We start from the raw sequence: 18,646 nt of genomic DNA, 5'->3' as shown, positions 1-18,646 counted from the left end.
AATTCGTTCACCGCGGGCTGGTGCGGAATTTCCCCCGCGCTCACCGGGGCCGCAGAAATGATCATGGCGGACCCGAGCCGTTCAGCCAGAACGCCCCGTACACCGCACTCGCCGCGGCCACACCCCCGAGCACAAGGGCCGACCTGGACGTACGCAGCCGGGCGAGCGCTACCGCCAGGGGCAGGAGCAGGGGGAAGGCGGGCAGCAGGAGGCGCGGCTTCGAGCCGAAATAGCCCGCCGCGCACAGGGCGAGCGCCACGACGATCCCGGTGTAGACGAGCAGGGGCAGCGGCTGCCTCCGTCGTACGCCGATGACGTACAGCCAGATCACCAGGGCGACCCCGACGATCAGGCCGACCCCCGCCAGGGCCGCGGGGAAGGCGGTGAACTTGTCGCCGACGAAGCGGGCGAAGGCGTAGCCGAAGTCGAAGCCGTTGCCCCAGCCTGCCTGCACGTCGAGATAGCCGAGGAGGCCGTCGCCGGTGCGGTGGCCGACCCACAGGACGTAGCCCGCGGCGCCGAGCGGCGCGAGGACCACCCCCAGGATCATGCGCCAGGAGGCGCCGCGCTCCCGGTGGACGTGGACGGCCGCCGTCACCCAGAGCGCCGCGACGACCGCGGCGCCCACGGGCCGGGTCAGACCCGCGCAGGAGGCGAGCACACCCGCCCACACCCAGCGGCCGGTGAGCACCGCGTACAGCGACCAGGCCGCGAGCGCCGTGAAGAGGGACTCGCTGTACGCCATCGACTGCACGATCCCCACGGGCAGGACCGCCCACAGCGCCACCGCGCAGATCCCCGCGCGGCGCCCGTAGAGGTGATCGGCGATCGCGAAGATTCCCGCGGCGGCGCAGAGCGAGGCCAGCCAGCTCACCACCAGGCCCGCGTCGGCGTACGAAAGGGGGCTGATCGCCGAGACGAGCCGCTCCAGCCAGGGCAGCAGCGGGAAGAACGCCAGATTCGAGTGCACGCTGCCGTCCGGCAGCTTCACCTCCCAGCCGTAGCCGAACTCGGCGACACGGGTGTACCAGAGCGAGTCCCACCGTGCCGTGAGGAGCGTGTGCGGGCTCTTGCCCGCCGCCGCGCTCCACGCCGCGAGCACGGCGACCCCCAGGGCGCGCACGCCCGCGTAGGCGAGCAGGGCGGGTGCCGCACGGCGCAGCGCGCTGCTCGCACGGGCGCCGTACGAAGGCGGCGGCATGCACTGATCAAGGTCGTTCACGGGCACGATTATCGGCGTAGGCGGGAACCGGCCGCCCGGCCGGGTGCGTGGTCCAGGCGTGTGCAGCGTGGCGTACGCCACACCCTCTCCGATCAACCATGAGAGGTCCGCCACGCGCCACGGCCGTGAACTCGCGTACTCTGACGGCTCACTCGCCTATCGCCGCCGCCAGCTGGGAGATCACGTCCCGCGGGGCCGCCGATGCGAGGGATCACTGGGAGGTATCGCACATGTCGGGTTCAACCACGGCCACCGCTCCTTCCGGCCGTCGGGTACCCGGGTCGCAGGGCGGCGCCAACCGCTGGCTGGTGCTCGTCGTTCTCTGCGTGAGCCTGCTGCTCGTCGCCGTCGACGCCACCGTTCTGCATGTGGCGGTGCCCGCCGTCACGGAGGACCTGAAGCCCGGCGGCATCGAGCTGCTGTGGATCGTGGACGTCTATCCCCTGGTCTGCGCCTCGTTGCTCATCCTGTTCGGCACCCTCGGCGACCGGGTGGGCCGCAGGCGTGTGCTGCTGCTCGGCTACGCCCTCTTCGGCGTGGCATCGGCCGTGGCAGCCATGGCGGACAACGCCCAGATCCTGATCGCGGCCCGTGCCCTGCTCGGCGTCGGCGGCGCGATGATCATGCCCGCGACCCTCTCGATCCTGCGCCAGGTCTTCCCCGACCGGCGTGAGCGCGCGGTCGCCATCGGCGTGTGGAGCGCGGTGGCCGGAATCGGCGCCGCGGGCGGGCCGCTGCTGGGCGGTTTCCTCCTTGAGCACTTCTGGTGGGGCTCGGTCTTCCTGATAAACATCCCGCTGATGCTGGTCAGCCTGCCCATCGGGCGACTGCTCCTGCCCGAGTCGACGGGTGACCGCGACGGGCCGTGGGACGTGGTCGGCGCGCTGATGGCCGCGGGCGGACTCTTCGGTCTCGTGTTCGCGGTGAAGCGGGCCGGTGGCGGAGAGTCGCCGTTCGGCATGACGACGCTCCTCTCGTTCTTCCTGGGCGGGGCCCTCCTGATCGGCTTCGTGCGCAGGCAGCGGCGGCGCAAGTTTCCGCTCATAGACCTGTCGATGTTCGCGCGGCCCGCGTTCAGCACCTCGCTGGGCTGCATCGTCCTGGCGATGCTCGCCCTGGTGGGCCTCGAACTGGTCGCCGCGCAGTATCTGCAGCTGGTGCTCGGGCTCTCCCCGCTCCAGACCGGCCTGCGGCTCGTGCCGCTCACCGTCGCCGCGATGGTCGCGGGCCTCGCCGGATCGAAGTTCCTGCACCGCTTCGGCCCACGCGTGATGGTCGCCTCGGGCTTCACCCTGACCGCGGTGGCCGTCGTGGTGCTCACCGGGATGGGCGACCAGATCAACGACCCACTGATGATCACCAGCTTCGTGCTGCTCGGCCTCGGCCTGCAGACCACGCTCTTCGGCAGTTACGAGTCGATGCTCAGCGAGGCGCCCCAGGCGCAGGCGGGCGGCGCCGCGGCGATCGGCGAGACCTCGTACCAGCTGGGCGCCGGCATCGGCATCGCGCTGCTCGGCAGCGTCATGAACGCGGCGTACGCACCGGGCCTCTCCTCCGTGCACGGCGTGCCGGCCAAGGAGAGCGACGCGGCGAGTCACTCGCTCGGCGAGGCGTACGAAGTGGCTTCGGGGCTCGGCGGCGGGGCGGGCGAGGCGTTGCGCGACGCCGCGCGCGAGTCCTTCGTGCACGGGCTGCATGTGACCTTGCTGGTCAGCGCGGGGCTGCTGCTGCTCGGCGCGCTGATGGCGCTGAAGCTGCCGCGGACCATGGAGTGCGGGACGCAGGGGGAGCGGCCCGAGCAGGGGATTCCGGCGCCCCGGGACGCGGCAGAGGCTCCCGCGGAGCCCGCGGAACCAGTCCGCCGCTGAGGCGGGCAGGTTCCGGGCCGCGGCCGGGGCGGGCGCGGGGGAGGCGGGCGGCTCTGGACGTGCGGGATGCTGCGTCGTAACGTCAGCCGAGCCTGGATAACTACCACTGCTAGTTTTCGTGTCGCCGGAGGCCCGCATGTCCACAAGCGCCCGTACGCCCCTGCCGCCCTTCGACCCCGCCGACCCCCTCGGCATCGACGACCTCCTGGAGCCGGAGGACCTCGCGATCAGGGAGACCGTCCGCACCTGGGCGGCCGACCGCGTCCTGCCGCACATCGCCGACTGGTACGAGAAGGGCGAGCTGCCCGGCATCCGCGATCTCGCCCGAGAGCTCGGTTCGATCGGCGCGCTCGGCATGTCCCTGGAGGGCTACGGCTGCGCCGGGGCGAGCTCGGTCCAGTACGGCCTCGCCTGTCTGGAGCTGGAGGCCGCCGACTCCGGCATCCGCTCGCTCGTCTCCGTGCAGGGTTCCCTCGCCATGTACGCCGTCCACCGCTTCGGCTCCGAGGAGCAGAAGCAGCGCTGGCTGCCGGGGATGGCTGCCGGGGAGATCATCGGCTGCTTCGGTCTGACCGAGCCCGACCACGGCTCCGATCCGGCGGCCATGCGTACGCACGCGAAGAAGGACGGCACCGACTGGGTGCTCACCGGACGCAAGATGTGGATCACCAACGGGTCGGTGGCCGGTGTCGCCGTCGTCTGGGCGCAGACGGACGAGGGGATCCGCGGCTTCGTCGTCCCCACGGACACCCCCGGCTTCTCGGCGCCGGAGATCAAGCACAAGTGGTCGCTGCGCGCGAGCGTCACCAGTGAGCTGGTGATGGACGAGGTACGGCTGCCGGCCGACGCCGTGCTTCCTGAGGTCACCGGGCTCAAGGGCCCCCTGAGCTGTCTCTCCCACGCGCGCTACGGCATCGTCTGGGGAGCCATGGGCGCCGCCCGCTCCTCCTTCGAGACAGCCGTCGAGTACTCCAAGACCCGCGAGCAGTTCGGCAGGCCCATCGGCGGCTTCCAGCTCACCCAGGCCAAGCTCGCCGACATGGCGGTCGAGCTGCACAAGGGCATCCTGCTCGCGCACCACCTCGGCCGGCGTCTTGACGCGGGCAGGCTCCGTCCCGAACAGGTCAGCTTCGGCAAGCTCAACAACGTACGAGAAGCGATCGAGATCTGCCGCACGTCCCGGACGATCCTGGGCGCGAACGGGATCTCGCTCGAGTACCCCGTCATGCGGCATGCCACGAACCTCGAATCGGTGCTCACCTATGAGGGCACCGTCGAGATGCATCAGCTCGTGTTGGGCAAGGCGCTCACCGGCCTCGACGCTTTCCGGTGAGCGGCCTCGCCCGCTAGCTCTGGTTGAAGAAGCCGTCCGTCGGACGGCTGGTGGCCTCCCCGTTGACGATGTGGGTGTCGGCGGGGGTCAGCAGGAAGACCCGCGTCGCCACGCGCTCGATGGAGCCACGCAGGCCGAAGGTCAGTCCTGCCGCGAAGTCCACGACGCGCTTGGCGTCGCCGGGCTCCATCGACGTGAGGTTGATGATGACCGGGACGCCGTCCCGGAAGAGCTCGCCGATGCCGCGCGCGTCCCGGAAACTGTCCGGGGTCACGGTCCCGATCCGGCGCCCTTCTTCCTCGGCGGCCTCGGCCACCACCCGCACCCGCGGGTCGGTCACCCAGGCATCGCCGGGTCCCTCGGCCGCGTCGTCGTCATATCCGTCGTAGTAACGCTCGTCGTTGTTGTTGTCGTCGACGAGGCCAAGCCAGGCACTCGCCTTGCGCACCGATCCCATGGACGCCTCCTCTCACAGCGGGCTTTCTGCGTTCCGCATCCCCATGTTCGTCCATGATGCTGATAGTGCGCCAAGTGGATAGTCGCCGCGCGGGGTTTTCGTGACGGTACTGGTGCAGAGTCAACACGCTGAGACACGTGGCTCCCCAAGGGGTCTGCTGTGTACGGCTGCTGACAGTGAGTGAAATATGATTCTTCACGGCGTATGGGTGACGACCGGTGCGTCCGGGTGAACGGACCCCTCGATACGATGCCCGAGTTGATCGACGGCAGGCTCACGGGGGAGTCGTATGTTCGGAATTGTCAGGCCTTGCAGCCATCGTCTGGGCGAGGGGCTCAAGGCCCAGTGGATGGCGCATCTGTGCGGACTCTGTCTCGCGCTTCGCGGTGATCACGGACAGTTCGCCCGTGTCGTGACGAACTATGACGGCCTGATCATCTCGGTTCTGACGGAGGCTCAGGCCCAGAAATCCACCGGATGGCGCCGTACCGCGGGCCCCTGCCCGCTGCGCGGCATGCGCACCGCGTCCGTCGCGCAGGGCGAGGGCGCGCGACTCGCCGCCGCGGTCTCGCTGGTCCTCGCGTCCGCGAAGGTGCGTGACCACGTCGTCGACGGGGACGGCCTCTTGGCCCGCAGGCCCCTGGCCGCCGCCGCCCGCAAGGTGGCACGGAGCTGGGACCGGGCGGGTGCCCGCACCGGCGCCGACGTGGGCTTCGACACGGCGGTCCTGCTCGACGCCGTTGAACGCCAGGTCGGCATCGAGGGCTTGGCGGGCCCCGGCACCTCCCTGCTCACGGTCACCGAGCCGACCGAGACCGCGACCGCGGCGGCCTTCGCGCACACCGCCGTCATCGCGGGCAGGCCGGAGAACGCCGAGCCCCTCGCGGAGGCCGGGCGCCTCTTCGGCAGGCTCGCGCACCTCCTGGATGCCGTGGAGGACAAGGAAGCTGACGCCGCGTCGGGCGCCTGGAACCCGCTGACGGCCACGGGCACGGGCCTGGCCGAGGCCCGGCGCCTCGCCGACGACGCGCTGCACGGCATCCGCCTCGCGCTGCGCGACGCCGAATTCACCGACGGCAAGCTCGCCCACATGCTCCTCGCGCACGAGCTGGGGCGTTCGGTGGACCGCGCCTTCGGAACCGACGCCTGCGGGCACGCGCACGAGGTGACGGCCCATCAGGGCGGTTCCTTCGGGCCGCCGCAGGGCGGTCCGCCGGACTGGAGCGGGCCGTACGGACCTCCCTCCAGCGGTCCGTACGGCCCGCAGTCCCCGTACGGAGGTGGCAATCCGTACGGAGGCGGGGTGCCCGGTGGGCCAGGAGGTCCTGGCGGTCCGGGCGGGCCCGGCGGTTCTGGTGGCGGGCCCGGGTTCGAGCCGCAGCCGCCGAAGCCGGGCAAGCGGGGGTTCTGGGCGGGGTGCGCGGTCGCCATCGGGCTCTGCTGCACCTGCAAGCTGTGCTGCGCCGATTCGTACGAGGGCCCCTGGTCCCGCAAGAAGCGCGAGGGCTGCTGCAACAACTGCGACGACGGCGGATGCTGCTCCTGTTGCGAGTGCTGCTCCTGCTGCGACTGCGGGCTGTAAGTACTGCGCGGCCGGGGCGCTCCTGCTGAGGGGCGGTCAGTCCTTGATCTCCGGCGGGGAGATCCGGGACTTCCCGATCGCCGAGTCCTGGGTGCCCCACTTCTTCAGGATGCGGTCGTAGGTCCCGTCCTCGATCAGCCGATTCACCGCGGCCTGGAAGGCGGGCGCCAGCTTCGTGCCCTTCTTGAAGGCGAAGCCGACGTCGAGACGGTGGTACTCGCCGAGGAACTTCAGGCCCTCCTGCTGGTCGACCGCGTAGCGCAGGCCGTTGATCGTGGACATCACCACATCGGTGCGGCCCTGCTGGAGCGAGCCCCAGATCGCGCCCTGCTCGGCATACGTCTTCACGCTGTACGGCTTCTTGCCCGCGTCCTGGCACACGTGCTTGTTGTCCTCCAGGGTGACCTCGAAGGTGGTGCCCGCGCCGGTCGCCACGTTCAGACCGCACAGCTGACGGAAGTCGGTGACCTTCTTCAGCTTGCTGTCGTCGCGGACGGCGAAGCCCTGGCCGTCGTTGATGTACGTGACGAAGTCGATGGTCTTGCGCCGCTCCTCGGTCACGCCGAAGTTCCCGGTGCCCAGGTCGTACTTCCCGCTGTCCAGGGCGGGCAGGATCGCCTCGAAGCTCGCGGCCTCGCGCTTCAGCTTCAGGCCGAGCACCTTGGCGACGGCCCCCGCGAAGTCGGCGTCCTGGCCGACGATCGTCCTGCCGTCCTCCAGGTAGGTGTTGCCGGGCGGGCTGCCGCCGACGGCGGTCGCGAGATTGAGGGTGCCCCGCTCGCGTACGTCCGCCGGCAGGAGCTTCGCGGCCGCCGCGTTCTTCTCGACCGAGGAGACCACGTCCTGCGTGGGGATCTTGTCGCTCTTGCCCGCGGGCGCCGCGCCGCCTGTGGTGTCGGCGGAGTCGCCCGAGCCGCAGGAGGTGAGCGTGAGTGCGGTGGCGGTGATCAGGGCGAAGGCTACTGGGGTACGACGGGAATATCCGTAACGACGGGAATACGGGGACTTACTCATGGCGTGACGCTCTCCATCAGGCAGCAGGGCAGGGCGAAGCGGACGTACGACGAGGGAGGGGTGCCGCCGCTCAGAGCAGCGGTGCGGCGGCGGAGTACGCGTGTGAAGGCGAGGTCAAGGGCGCGCGGACGCACAGAAGATGCGGCGCACGGGAGATGCGAGGCGCAGGAGACCCGGGAAGGAAAGAGGGCTCAGCGCGCAGGGGGTCGGCTCAGAGAGTCGTCGAACACGACGCCGACCACACTCGACCGAAGTCGATGTGGGAGCGCGTGACCAGCCACTGCTGCGAATGCATGGGGCAAGTGGAACAGGCATCCGTTTCCGCGTCAACTGCCGTGAGACTCACCGCTCATATCCTGGACACTCTTGACAGCGGGCCGAAAGCGCCCCGTACTCTCAAGGCGGATCGTGCTGAGGGGCTCGGTCCGTGTGAAGGCGTCACCCGTGTGTGATCTCCCGCCGAACGCTCCACAGAGCGTTCCGTCGTGCGCCGGAGATCTCCGATGACCACGGAGCCTTCGCCATGTCTTCCGACACGCTCGCCAAAGCCGCACCGGCCCCTCCTCAAGACCCGCCACCCGATGTCCCGCGCATCGTGCCGCAGCGCCGCGCCGGGCAGTGGGTGGCCGCCGCGGCGGTCCTCGTGCTCCTCGCGCTCGCCGTCAATTCCGTCGTCCGCAACGACGCGTTCCAGTGGGACGTGGTGGGCGACTACTTCACCTCCGCGTCCGTGCTGCGCGGCCTGTGGCTCACGCTCTGGCTGACCGCCGTCGTCATGGTGCTCGGCTTCGTGCTCGGATCGATCCTCGCCATGGGACGGCTCTCGTCCAACCCCGTTCTGCGCGGGGTGAGTTGGGGCTACGTCTGGCTCTTCAGGTCGATGCCGATCCTGGTGCAGCTGCTGTTCTGGTTCAACATCGGGGCGCTGTACCCGTACCTCTTCGGCGTGAAGACGGTGAACCTCCTCGGGCCGATCACCATCGCCGTCATCGGACTCACCCTGCACGAGGCCGCGTACGCCGCCGAGGTGGTGCGCGGCGGCATCCTCTCCGTCGACCGCGGGCAGATCGAGGCCGCGCAGGCGCTCGGGCTCAGCCGGTGGCGCAGATGGCGGCGGATCGTCCTCCCGCAGGCCATGCGCTCCATCGTGCCGCCCGCGGGGAACATGCTGATCGGCACGCTCAAGGGCACGTCGATCGTCAGCGTGATCGCGGTGCAGGACCTGCTGTACTCCGTGCAGCTCGTCTACCACCGCACCTACCAGGTGATCCCGCTGCTCCTGGTCGCCACCATCTGGTACGTCGTGATCACCTCGCTGCTCAGCGTCGGCCAGTACTACGTGGAGCGCCACTACGCGCGCGGTTCGGGGCGCACCCGATGAGCGTGACGCAGAGCAAGCCGGCCGCCGACGTCAGGAAGGACGACCACGACGCGCTGAAGGTCGTCCCCGTGCGCCACCCCTGGCGCTGGGCCGCCGTCGTCGCGACGGCCGTCCTCCTGGCCCAGTTCGTGCACGGCCTCGCCACCAACTCCGGCTGGGAGTGGGAGGTGTTCGCCGAGTTCTTCACCGCCGACGTGATCCTCAAGGCGGTCTGGGTCACCCTCCAGCTGACCTTCTACGGCACGGCCCTCGGCTTCGCGCTCGGCATCGTGATCGCCTTCATGCGGCTCTCGGTGAGCCCCTTCCTGCGGGCGGTGGCCGTCGCCTACATCTGGGCGTTCCGGTCGATCCCGCTCATCGTGCAGCTGCTGTTCTGGTTCAACCTGGCCTATCTCTACAAGGAGTTGCAGTTCGGGATCCCGTTCGGGCCCGGCTTCTACTCCTTCGACACGATGGGCCTGGTCGGGGCGATGAGCGCGGCGGTACTCGGGCTCGCCCTGCACCAGGCCGCGTACGCCGCCGAGATCGTGCGCGCGGGCGTACTGTCCGTCGACAGCGGCCAGTTGGAGGCCGCGGCGGCGCTCGGCATCCCGCGGCTGCGGCAGATCCGCCGCATCATCCTGCCGCAGGCGATGCGCTCGATCCTGCCCAACGCGGCCAACGAGATCATCTCCCTCTTCAAGGGCACCTCGATCGTCTCCGTGATGGCGATCGGCGAGCTCTTCTACCAGGTGCAGGTCATCTACGGCCGCAACGGCCGTGTCGTGCCGCTCCTGATGGTCGCCACCGCCTGGTACGTCCTGCTCACCAGCGCCCTCTCGGTCCTCCAGCACTACGTCGAACGTCACTTCTCCAAGGGGGTATCGCGATGAACGCGATGGTCGAACTCCGGTCCGTACACAAGTCCTTCGGGTCTCTGGAGGTACTCCGGGGCCTGGACCTGGAGGTGCGCAAGGGCGAGGTCACCGTCATCCTCGGGCCCTCCGGATCCGGCAAGTCCACCCTCCTGCGCGCCATCAACCACCTGGAGAAGGTGGACAAGGGCTGGATCAGCGTCGACGGCGCGCTCGTCGGCTACCGGCGCTCCGGCGACAAGCTGTACGAGCTGCGCGAACGCGAGGTGCTCAAGCAGCGCACCCAGATCGGCTTCGTCTTCCAGAACTTCAATCTCTTCCCGCATCTGACCGTCCTGGAGAACATCGTCGAGGCGCCCGTGTCGGCGCTGAAGCGGCCGCGCAAGGAAGCCGCCCTGGACGCCGGGGTTCTTCTCGACCGGGTCGGGCTCGCCGACAAGGCGGACGCCTACCCCAAGCAGCTCTCCGGCGGGCAGCAGCAGCGTGTCGCCATCGCCCGCGCGCTCGCCCTCGAACCGAAGCTGTTGCTCTTCGACGAGCCGACGTCGGCGCTCGACCCCGAACTGGTCGGTGAGGTCCTCGACGTCATCAAGGACCTGGCGAGCCAGGGCACCACGATGATCGTCGTCACCCATGAGATCGGCTTCGCGCGTGAGGTCGCCGACACGGTCGTCTTCATGGACGAGGGGCTCATCGTCGAGCAGGGCGCCCCCGGCGACGTACTGGACCGTCCGCGGCACGACCGCACCCGCGCGTTTCTTTCCAAGGTTCTTTAGCCCGCTCAGGGTTCTTCAGCCCGAGATTCTCCAGGAGCTCCCGCATGCTTTCCCGACGTACCACCCTCGCCGCCTCCGTCGCCGCCCTGGCCCTCGCGCCCCTGCTCAGCGCCTGCGGCGGGGACAGCGACGCCGCGACCGGCGGCGGCGAGCCCGGCACCAAGAAGGTCGGCGACATCAACATCGGGCCCGACCAGAACCGCGTACGCGGCAAGAAGGCCGACGAGATCGCGGAACTCCTGCCCGAGAAGGTGCGCGAGCGCGGCACGCTGCGGCTCGGCGGCAGCGCCGACTCGGTCGCGCCGCTCGGCTTCTTCGCCACCGACGACAAGACGCGGATCGGCTCCGAGGTCGACATCGCGAGCCTGGTCGCCGACACGCTCGGCCTGAAGCCGAAGTTCGAGCAGGTCTCCTGGGAGAACCTCTTCGTCGGCCTGGACAGCGGGAAGTTCGACGGGGTCTTCTCGAACGTCACGGTGACCGAGGAGCGCAAGGAGAAGTACGACTTCGCGACCTACCGCCACGACAACATCGCCTTCGAGGCGCGCAAGGACGCGAAGTGGACGGCGAAGAAGCCGGCGGACGTGGCGGGCAGGACGATCGCGGTCTCCTCCGGCACCAACCAGGAGAAGATCCTCGTCGACTGGAGCGAGGAGAACGAGAAGGCCGGGCGTAAGCCGGTGAACATCAAGTACTTCCAGAAGGACTCCGACTACTACCTGGCCCTCCAGTCGGGGCGCATCGACGCGTATCTCGGCCCGAACCCCTCGGCCGCGTACCACGTAGCGTCGTCGGGACAGACGAAGATCATCGGGACCCTTTCGGGCGGCGGCCCCAGCATTCAGGGCGAGATCGCCGCCACCACGAAGAAGGACAGCGGACTCGTCGACGCGTACGCCGCCGCGCTCAACCACGTGATCAAGGACGGAAGCTACGCCAAGGTTCTCAAGCGATGGGGTCTGACGAACGAGGCCGTCAAGGAGTCGGAGGTCAACCCCAAGGGTCTGCCCAAGGAGTAGGGAACCGTAGGCAGGCGGGAGACGGACAGCCGTCAAGGGAGGGCCGTATGCCCCTATGGAAGGGTTGATCACATGACGACGGACGCAACGACGGACGCGGTACGCGACTGGAAGCACTGGCACGAGCAGCGGACGGAGACGGTGTCGGCGCCCTACGGCCCGCTCTCCCTCACCGGCACGCACTGGCTCGGGGACTACCCGGACGGATCGCTTCCGGGCATCCCGGGGCGCTGGACCGAGGCGGGCGACGAGATCGTCCTGACCGCCGCAGTGGACGACGGGCTCACTCTCGACGGGCAGCTCCTCAACGGCGAGGCCCGTCTCGGCGCCGACCCCGGCCCGGTCGCCGCGGCCCGCGTCGGGCACGGCGGCCGCCGCTTGATCGTGCTGCGGCGCGAAGGGCTCTGGGCGGTACGCGACTTCGACCCGGAGTCCGCCACGCGCCGCGCCTTCCAGGGCATCGAGGCCACCGAGTACGACGCGCGCTGGGCGGTGCCGGGGCACTTCACGCCGTACGCCGCCGACAGCACTGTCGATGGGGTCCGCACCGTCAAGGTCGGCAACGCGGACGGAGTGGAGCGGGGGCTCGGCCTCGGCGGAGAGCTGACTTTCAGCCTGGCCGGAAAGGAGCACACGCTCCAGGTGTCGGTGGAGGGCGACGGGTCGCTCTGGGCGGTGTTCGGCGACGCGACAGGAGGGGTGTCCAGCTACCGGTTCAGGTTCCTGCGGCCCGCCGCGCCCGACGCCGAGGGGCGCACGACGGTCGACTTCAACCGCGCACTGCTTCCGCCGTGCGCCTTCGCCGACCACTTCATCTGCCCCTTCCCGCCCCCGGGCAACACCCTTGACGCCGAAATCGCCGCGGGGGAGCGGAACCTCATCGACAGCTGACTCGTCTGACACAGGCTCGTCAGAAACAGAGCCGATGACCCCAGCCCCGGCGGCGTACGACAGGTACGACAACCGCCGGGGCCGGTCGGCATGTATATGACTTACGGCCGAAAGCCGCTCTTGTGCGCGGTGTCCGCGGCCCGAATACTCCGAGCAGCGCTTGTCAGGAGCACGGCGTAACCGGAATCCGGCTTGCCTTTTGCTCATTGGCTGCGCCTCACGGGCCTCAACCCACGCGGCCCACTGACTTCCCCCCGGGAGGAACAACAAGTGAGGAACAAGCGCACCACCCCCCGCAGCGGCATAGCGAGACGCACCCGTCTCCTCGCCGTGGCCACCGGACTTGTGGCCGCCGGCGCGCTCGCCGTACCCGCTGCGAACGCCAATGACGTCACCACCTTCAGCTCGGCGCAACTCACCAACGCGAGTGACGCGGTACTCGGCGCGGATGTCGCGGGCACCGCATGGCGCGTCGACAAGGCGACGAACCGTCTGGTCGTCACCGCCGACAGCACCGTCTCCAAGGCCGAGATCGCCAAGCTCAGGGAGGCCGCGGGAAGCAACGCGGACGCCCTCAAGGTCGAGCGCACTCCGGGCAAGTTCAACAAGCTGGTCTCCGGCGGCGACGCGATCTACGCCTCCAGCTGGCGCTGCTCGCTCGGCTTCAACGTCCGCAGCGGCAGTACCTACTACTTCGTCACCGCCGGTCACTGCACCGACGGCGCGGGCACCTGGTGGTCCAACTCCGGACACACCACGACGATCGGGTCCACGACGGGCTCCAGCTTCCCGACCAACGACTACGGCATCGTCAAGTACGCCGCCGGTTCGGCCACCCCTCCCGGCACGGTCGGCAGCCAGGACATCACCAGCGCGGGCAACCCCACCGTGAACCAGACGGTCACCCGGCGCGGCTCGACCACCGGTATCCACAGCGGCAAGGTCACCGGCCTGAACGCGACCGTCAACTACGGCAACGGTGACATCGTCTACGGCATGATCCAGACCACGGTCTGCGCCGAACCCGGCGACAGCGGCGGCCCGCTCTACGCGGGGACCAAGGCGCTGGGCCTCACGTCGGGCGGCAGCGGCAACTGCTCCTCGGGCGGGACGACCTTCTTCCAGCCGGTCACCGAGGCGCTGAGCGCGTACGGCGTGAGCGTGTACTGATCAACTGACCCACTGATCCACGTACGTCAGCAAGTCTGCAGCCAGCAGCGGGGGAGCCCTCGTCCGGAAGTCCGGGCGGGGGCTCTCTCCTGTCTCCCGTCTCCCTTTGCGCGCCGTACGGCGCTACCTTCGAAGTGCACGCCCAACACGCCCAATTCGGACCCTGGGGGGCCGGCATGGTCGAGGAGCTGGTGGCGGCGGGAGTGGCCGTCGGATGTGCCGCAGTGGTCTACGCGATGGCCGCGGCGCGTGTCGTCAAACAGTACGAACGAGGTGTGGTGCTCCGGCTCGGGCGGCTGCAGAGCGGGGTGCGGGGGCCCGGGTTCACGATGATCGTGCCGTTCGTCGACCGGCTCCGCAAGGTGAACATGCAGATCGTGACGATGCCGGTCCCCGCGCAGGACGGCATCACCCGGGACAACGTCACGGTGCGCGTCGACGCGGTCATCTACTTCAAGGTGGTCGACGCCTCCGAGGCCGTCGTCCAGGTGGAGGACTACCGCTTCGCGGTCTCGCAGATGGCGCAGACGTCATTGCGCTCGATCATCGGCAAGAGCGAACTCGACGATCTGCTCTCCAACCGCGAGAAGCTCAACCAGGGCCTGGAGTTGATGATCGACTCTCCTGCCGTCGGATGGGGCGTGCAGATCGACCGGGTCGAGATCAAGGACGTATCGCTCCCGGAGACGATGAAACGGTCCATGGCCCGGCAGGCCGAGGCCGACCGTGAGCGGCGGGCGCGCGTGATCAACGCGGACGCCGAACTGCAGGCCTCCAAGAAGCTGGCCCAGGCCGCGCACGAGATGGCGGACGAGCCGGCCGCGCTCCAACTGCGGTTGCTCCAGACCGTGGTGGCGGTCGCCGCCGAGAAGAACTCCACCCTCGTACTGCCCTTCCCCGTCGAGCTGTTGCGCTTCCTGGAGCGGGCTCAGCCCGCTCCGCCGACGCAGCAGCCGCTCGCCGCCGCGCCTGTTGAGCCCGCCGTCGCGCCCGCCGAGCCCGTTCCCGCCGCGCCTGTTGAGTCCGCCTCCGTCGCGCCCGCCGATCCCGTTCCCGCCGCGCCTGTTGAGTCCGCCTCCGCCGCGCCCGCCGAGTCCGTCCCCGCGTCTGTCGAGCCCGTTCCCGCGCTGCCGGATTTCGGTGCGGCGGATTCGGAAGCCGGGGCTCCGGGCGCGCGGGGAGCGTCGAGAATCGGACAGGACTAGACCTTACCCACTGCCGATCACCCGCTCGCACGGGGTGTTTGCAACGGGAACCGACGTGGTGAGACCGGCGCCGGTGAAGACACAGGGGGCGCACAGTGTTGGTCACGTGCGCGTCCTGAAGTAGACCTTGTGTGCTACCAGGCGGCATCGGGATAGTGGGCCGCACCATTTGGCATGGACGCGGCTTTCCCAGCGTGAGCGACTCCGTGCCGGTACGCCTTCCGGTCCCCAGGTCCCCACACCGAACGGGCCGACCCCCCACAGGAGGACGTGAATTGAAGCACCGACGCATATCCAAGCGACGTGCCACCGTGGCAGGTGCGGGCATCACCGCACTGATCGCCGCCGGAATCACCTTCCAGACTGCGAACGCCAGTGAGAGTGCCCCGACCCCCACGCCGGACACCCTCTCGGCAGCGAAGGCCGGAAAGCTCGCCTCGACCCTCGGCAAGGACCTCGGTTCGGACGCCGCGGGTACCTACTACGACGCCAAGGCCAAGAACCTCGTCGTGAACGTCCTCGACAAGAGTGCGGCGGACGCCGTCGAGTCGGCGGGTGCCAAGGCGAGAATCGTCGAGAACTCCCTCGCCCAGCTGAAGAGCGCCCGTTCGACGCTCAGCGACAAGGCGTCCATCCCCGGCACCTCGTGGGCGGTCGACCCGGCCACCAACAAGGTCGTCGTCACGGCGGACCGCACGGTCAAGGGCGCCTCGTTGGACAAGCTCGACTCGGTCGTGAAGGGGCTCGGTTCCAAGGCCGAACTCCAGCACAGCAAGGGGGAGTTCAAGCCTCTGATCGCGGGCGGCGACGCCATCTGGGGCGACGGCAGCCGCTGCTCGCTCGGCTTCAACGTGGTCAAGGACGGCGCTCCGTACTTCATCACGGCCGGGCACTGCACCGAGGCCGTCAAGAGCTGGTCCGAGAAGCAGGGCGGGCCTGTGATCGGTGAGAACGCCGACTCCAGCTTCCCCGACAACGACTACGGCCTGGTCAAGTACACCGGCGACACCGCGCACCCCAGCGAGGTGGACCTCTACGACGGTTCGACCCAGGCCATCGCCAAGGCGGGTGACGCGACCGTCGGCCAGAAGGTGCAGCGCAGTGGCTCGACCACGCAGGTGCACGACGGCACGGTCAAGGGTCTCGACGCCACCGTGAACTACGGCAACGGCGATGTCGTCAACGGACTCATCCAGACCGACGTCTGCGCCGAGCCCGGCGACAGCGGGGGCGCGCTCTTCGCGGGTGACACCGCGCTCGGCCTGACCTCGGGCGGCAGCGGTGACTGCAGCGCCGGTGGGGAGACGTTCTTCCAGCCGGTTCCCGAGGTGCTGAGCGCCGTCGGTGCGGAGATCGGCTGAGGGAGGAGTGCCCCCCGGCGGGGGGCAGCAGGATGGGGCCGGTCCGCTCGTGGCGGACCGGCCCTTCTGCGTCCGCCCGGCTCTTCTGCGTTCGCCCGCCCGCCCGCCCGGCCTGCCTGCCGGTAAAGCCCCCCCCCGCGAGCCCGGCCTGATCCACACGAGAGGCTCTAGCGCTTGGGCCAGTACCAAAGAGGTTCGTCCAGCGGGCCCTCCCGTCCGGCCACCGTCGTCTGGCCGAACTCCTTGACCAGCTCTATGGAGTTCACGTCGACGCGGTGGCGCGGGGCGCCCTTCTCGATGGCGTCCGCCAGCGGCCTCGCGTGGGTGACCAGGACGATCTGGGTGTCCTTCGTCGCGGTGAGGATCAGATCGGCGAGGGGGCGCAGGAGGTCCGGGTGCAGGCTCGTCTCCGGCTCGTTCAGGACGAGGAGCGAGGGCGGCCGTGGGGTCAGGAGTGCCGCCGCCCACAGCAGATAACGCAGGGTGCCGTCGGACAGCTCGGCGGCGCCGAGGGGGCGCAGCAGCCCGTGCTGGTGCAGCAGCAGCTCGAACCGTCCGCCGTGGTCGGCGACGTCGACGCGGCTGCCGGGGAAGGCGTCGTCCACCGCCGCGTCGAGCGCGGCGTGGTCGCCGGTCTCGCGGATGGTCTGGAGGGCGGCCGCCAGGTCCGAGCCGTCGCCGCTGAGCACCGGGGTGCGGGTGCCGATCTGGGCGGCGCGGGCGGGGGCGTCGGCGTCCGTGCGGACGTGGTCGTAGAAGCGCCAGGACCTGATCAGCTCGCGCAGGCGGAGCAGGTCGGGGGCCAGCTGCGGGTCGGCGAGCTGGCTCAGCATGCTGTCGTACGGACGGATCTCGTTCACGGAGCGGTGCCAGCCGCCGTCGGCGGTACGGGTGCGCACGGCGGGCCCCGAGCGGTCGGAGAGGAGCGCGGCCGGGCGGAGCACCGGGCCCGCCCAGGTGGCCTCGCGCTTGATCTCCGGGTCGAGGTTGAACAGGGACGCGGGGCCGCTGGGCTGGGGGTGGCCGAAGTCGACCGCGTACCCGAACTCGTCCCCGGCGAAGCCGAGGCGCAGGCTGACGGGCTCGGTGCGGACCGTGCCCTGGACGGCATGGCGGCCCTCGCGGACGGCGCGGCCCAGCTTCTCGGGGCCCGCCCACAGGGTGGACGGCAGGCCGCCTTCGTGGGCCAGCGCCGAGATCGCTCCGCCGCGGGCCGACTCGGCGAGCAGTCGCAGCGCGCGGTACAGGCTCGACTTGCCGGTGCCGTTCGCGCCCGTGACCACGTTCAGCCGGTCCAGGGGGACGATCAGTTTGCGCAGGGAGCGGTAGTTCTCGACCGCCAGGGTGGTGATCACCGCTCCAGCCTCGCACCCGGGTCTGACAACGGCCGCGCAGAGCGGGCCGTCACCCGCGGTGGGCGCCGGTGTCCTCCTGCATCGAGGGCTTCTGGCCCGGCTGCCGGTCCCCGCGCAGCGAGGACATGACCAGGGTGACGGCGGTGCCCACGACCGCCCAGGCGGCGAGCACCAGCATCGGTCCGGTGATCGCGTTGCCCTTGAAGTACGCGATCGAGCGCGCCACCCAGGTGCCCGCGCCCGGCGGCAGCCAGGGGCCGATCTCCTTCCAGAACGGCGGCAGCATCGGCAGCGGGAAGGCGCCGCCCGCGCTCGGGTTGCCCGCGATCACGACGAGCAGGACGGCGAGGCCGATGCCCACGATGCCGGTGAGCGACTGGAGGGCGAGCGTGATCATGCCGACCCCGAAGACGACGAGGGAACCCAGGCCCCACAGCCCCATGATGCTGCCGGGCAGGGCACCGAGGATCGGCCCGATGATGATCGCGCCGCCGAGGCCGCCCGCGATCGAGTAGAGCGCCATGACGCCGGTCCTGATCAGCGCGCGCCCGCCGTTGGCGGCCCGGGATCCCGCGCTGATCGCCAGGATCGAGGCGCACAGGTAGCCGCCGACGCACCAGCCGACGACCAGGTAGAAGGACGAGAGCCCGTCGAAGTCCTTGGCGGACGCCGGGGCCACGTCCACGGCCTTGACCGTGCGCTTCTCGGCGCCGTCGACCTGAGTGGCGATCTTCTCCAGCGCGGTGGCGAGGACGGTGCCGCCGCCCGAGCCGACCAGAAGGGTGTCGGTGGTACCCCGGGGGTCGACGATCAGGGCGCCGTCGATGTCGCGGTTCATGATCTGATGCCGGGCCGCGGCCTCGTCCTTGACCACACGTGGGTCGAGCGGGCCGCCGGGGAGCTTTCCGAGCTTGTCCGAGGTCTCCTTCGCCGCGGGACCCGGAGCGACGACTCCGAAGGGCACGTCTTTCGGCTTCGGGTCGTGCAGGGCCCCTACGTAGGAGGCGATGAACAGCAGTTGCAGGGCCAGTACGCCGATGACCAGCAGGGCTGCTCGCGGGGTGACGGCGCTCTTCACATCATCGGTGAAACTCATGCCCCCACGCTCCGTGGCTCCTGCCGTTCCCGCAGGTGGGCGGGGCCGAATGGGCGAAGCAG

Annotated in this window: 16 protein-coding genes; 11 read left to right on the top strand and 5 right to left on the bottom strand. The window is 69.9% G+C overall.

Features of this window, described 5'->3' with window-relative positions:
* Positions 1 to 61: 61 nt before the first annotated feature.
* The gene (locus tag ACZ5CR_RS33120) at positions 62 to 1,201 is read right to left on the bottom strand and encodes a glycosyltransferase family 39 protein (protein WP_468864434.1); all 1,140 of its coding nucleotides are present in this window, start codon (positions 1,199 to 1,201) and stop codon (positions 62 to 64) included.
* A gap of 251 nt (positions 1,202 to 1,452) precedes the next feature.
* Between ACZ5CR_RS33120 and ACZ5CR_RS33115 the strand changes: the two genes are divergently transcribed.
* Both ACZ5CR_RS33115 and ACZ5CR_RS33110 read left to right on the top strand, forming a co-directional pair.
* Positions 1,453 to 3,090, top strand: a complete 1,638-nt coding sequence (locus tag ACZ5CR_RS33115; RefSeq protein WP_468864326.1) for an MFS transporter — start codon at positions 1,453 to 1,455, stop codon at positions 3,088 to 3,090.
* A 136-nt stretch (positions 3,091 to 3,226) separates the two neighbouring features.
* Positions 3,227 to 4,423, top strand: coding sequence for an acyl-CoA dehydrogenase family protein (locus ACZ5CR_RS33110; protein WP_468864324.1), 1,197 nt, complete (start codon positions 3,227 to 3,229; stop codon positions 4,421 to 4,423).
* Between the two features lie 13 nt (positions 4,424 to 4,436).
* Here ACZ5CR_RS33110 and ACZ5CR_RS33105 read toward each other — a convergent pair whose 3' ends face one another.
* Positions 4,437 to 4,880: a cell division protein SepF gene (locus ACZ5CR_RS33105; RefSeq protein WP_383275957.1), complete on the bottom strand. Its 444-nt coding sequence runs from the start codon at positions 4,878 to 4,880 to the stop codon at positions 4,437 to 4,439.
* 289 nt (positions 4,881 to 5,169) lie between these two features.
* On the opposite strand from ACZ5CR_RS33105, the gene ACZ5CR_RS33100 reads away from it, so the two are divergent.
* Positions 5,170 to 6,462 carry a DUF5685 family protein gene (locus ACZ5CR_RS33100; protein ID WP_468864320.1) on the top strand — a complete coding sequence of 431 codons (1,293 nt, stop codon included), beginning with the start codon at positions 5,170 to 5,172 and terminating at the stop codon, positions 6,460 to 6,462.
* A gap of 36 nt (positions 6,463 to 6,498) precedes the next feature.
* Here the strand turns inward: ACZ5CR_RS33100 and ACZ5CR_RS33095 are convergent, their stop codons facing one another.
* Positions 6,499 to 7,476, bottom strand: a complete 978-nt coding sequence (locus ACZ5CR_RS33095; RefSeq protein ID WP_468864319.1) for an ABC transporter substrate-binding protein — start codon at positions 7,474 to 7,476, stop codon at positions 6,499 to 6,501.
* 523 nt (positions 7,477 to 7,999) lie between these two features.
* Here ACZ5CR_RS33095 and ACZ5CR_RS33090 point away from each other — a divergent pair.
* The 8 genes from ACZ5CR_RS33090 (at position 8,000) to ACZ5CR_RS33055 (ending at position 16,133) form a co-directional block, all read left to right on the top strand.
* Entirely contained in the window at positions 8,000 to 8,857 is an 858-nt protein-coding gene (locus ACZ5CR_RS33090; RefSeq protein WP_468864317.1) for an amino acid ABC transporter permease, read from the top strand.
* On the top strand, positions 8,854 to 9,729 hold the full coding sequence (locus ACZ5CR_RS33085; protein ID WP_468864314.1) for an amino acid ABC transporter permease: 876 nt from the start codon (positions 8,854 to 8,856) through the stop codon (positions 9,727 to 9,729). The genes ACZ5CR_RS33090 and ACZ5CR_RS33085 overlap by 4 nt, the downstream gene beginning before the upstream one ends.
* Positions 9,726 to 10,487 (top strand): amino acid ABC transporter ATP-binding protein, encoded by a 762-nt coding sequence (locus ACZ5CR_RS33080; protein WP_468864312.1) that lies wholly within the window; start codon positions 9,726 to 9,728, stop codon positions 10,485 to 10,487. The genes ACZ5CR_RS33085 and ACZ5CR_RS33080 overlap by 4 nt, the downstream gene beginning before the upstream one ends.
* 44 nt (positions 10,488 to 10,531) lie before the next feature.
* Positions 10,532 to 11,506, top strand: coding sequence for an ABC transporter substrate-binding protein (locus tag ACZ5CR_RS33075; RefSeq protein ID WP_468864310.1), 975 nt, complete (start codon positions 10,532 to 10,534; stop codon positions 11,504 to 11,506).
* Between the two features lie 72 nt (positions 11,507 to 11,578).
* Entirely contained in the window at positions 11,579 to 12,397 is an 819-nt protein-coding gene (locus ACZ5CR_RS33070; protein ID WP_468864309.1) for a DUF1684 domain-containing protein, read from the top strand.
* 270 nt (positions 12,398 to 12,667) lie between these two features.
* The gene (locus ACZ5CR_RS33065) at positions 12,668 to 13,567 is read left to right on the top strand and encodes a S1 family peptidase (protein ID WP_468864307.1); all 900 of its coding nucleotides are present in this window, start codon (positions 12,668 to 12,670) and stop codon (positions 13,565 to 13,567) included.
* A gap of 176 nt (positions 13,568 to 13,743) precedes the next feature.
* Entirely contained in the window at positions 13,744 to 14,772 is a 1,029-nt protein-coding gene (locus ACZ5CR_RS33060) for a slipin family protein (protein WP_468864305.1), read from the top strand.
* A gap of 275 nt (positions 14,773 to 15,047) precedes the next feature.
* A complete protein-coding gene (locus ACZ5CR_RS33055) occupies positions 15,048 to 16,133 on the top strand; it encodes a S1 family peptidase (protein ID WP_468864303.1) in 1,086 nt (361 codons plus the stop codon).
* Positions 16,134 to 16,300: 167 nt separating this feature from the next.
* Here ACZ5CR_RS33055 and ACZ5CR_RS33050 read toward each other — a convergent pair whose 3' ends face one another.
* Both ACZ5CR_RS33050 and ACZ5CR_RS33045 read right to left on the bottom strand, forming a co-directional pair.
* Positions 16,301 to 17,488, bottom strand: a complete 1,188-nt coding sequence (locus ACZ5CR_RS33050; RefSeq protein ID WP_468864302.1) for an AAA family ATPase — start codon at positions 17,486 to 17,488, stop codon at positions 16,301 to 16,303.
* Positions 17,489 to 17,537: 49 nt separating this feature from the next.
* Positions 17,538 to 18,584 carry a DUF3533 domain-containing protein gene (locus ACZ5CR_RS33045; RefSeq protein WP_468864300.1) on the bottom strand — a complete coding sequence of 349 codons (1,047 nt, stop codon included), beginning with the start codon at positions 18,582 to 18,584 and terminating at the stop codon, positions 17,538 to 17,540.
* Between the last annotated feature and the right edge of the window lie 62 nt (positions 18,585 to 18,646).

The sequence above is a fragment of the Streptomyces sp. NPDC031274 genome (assembly GCF_055570235.1).
The sequence above is the reverse complement of the archived record's forward strand: the minus strand, read 5'-3'. Positions and strand labels throughout refer to the sequence as shown.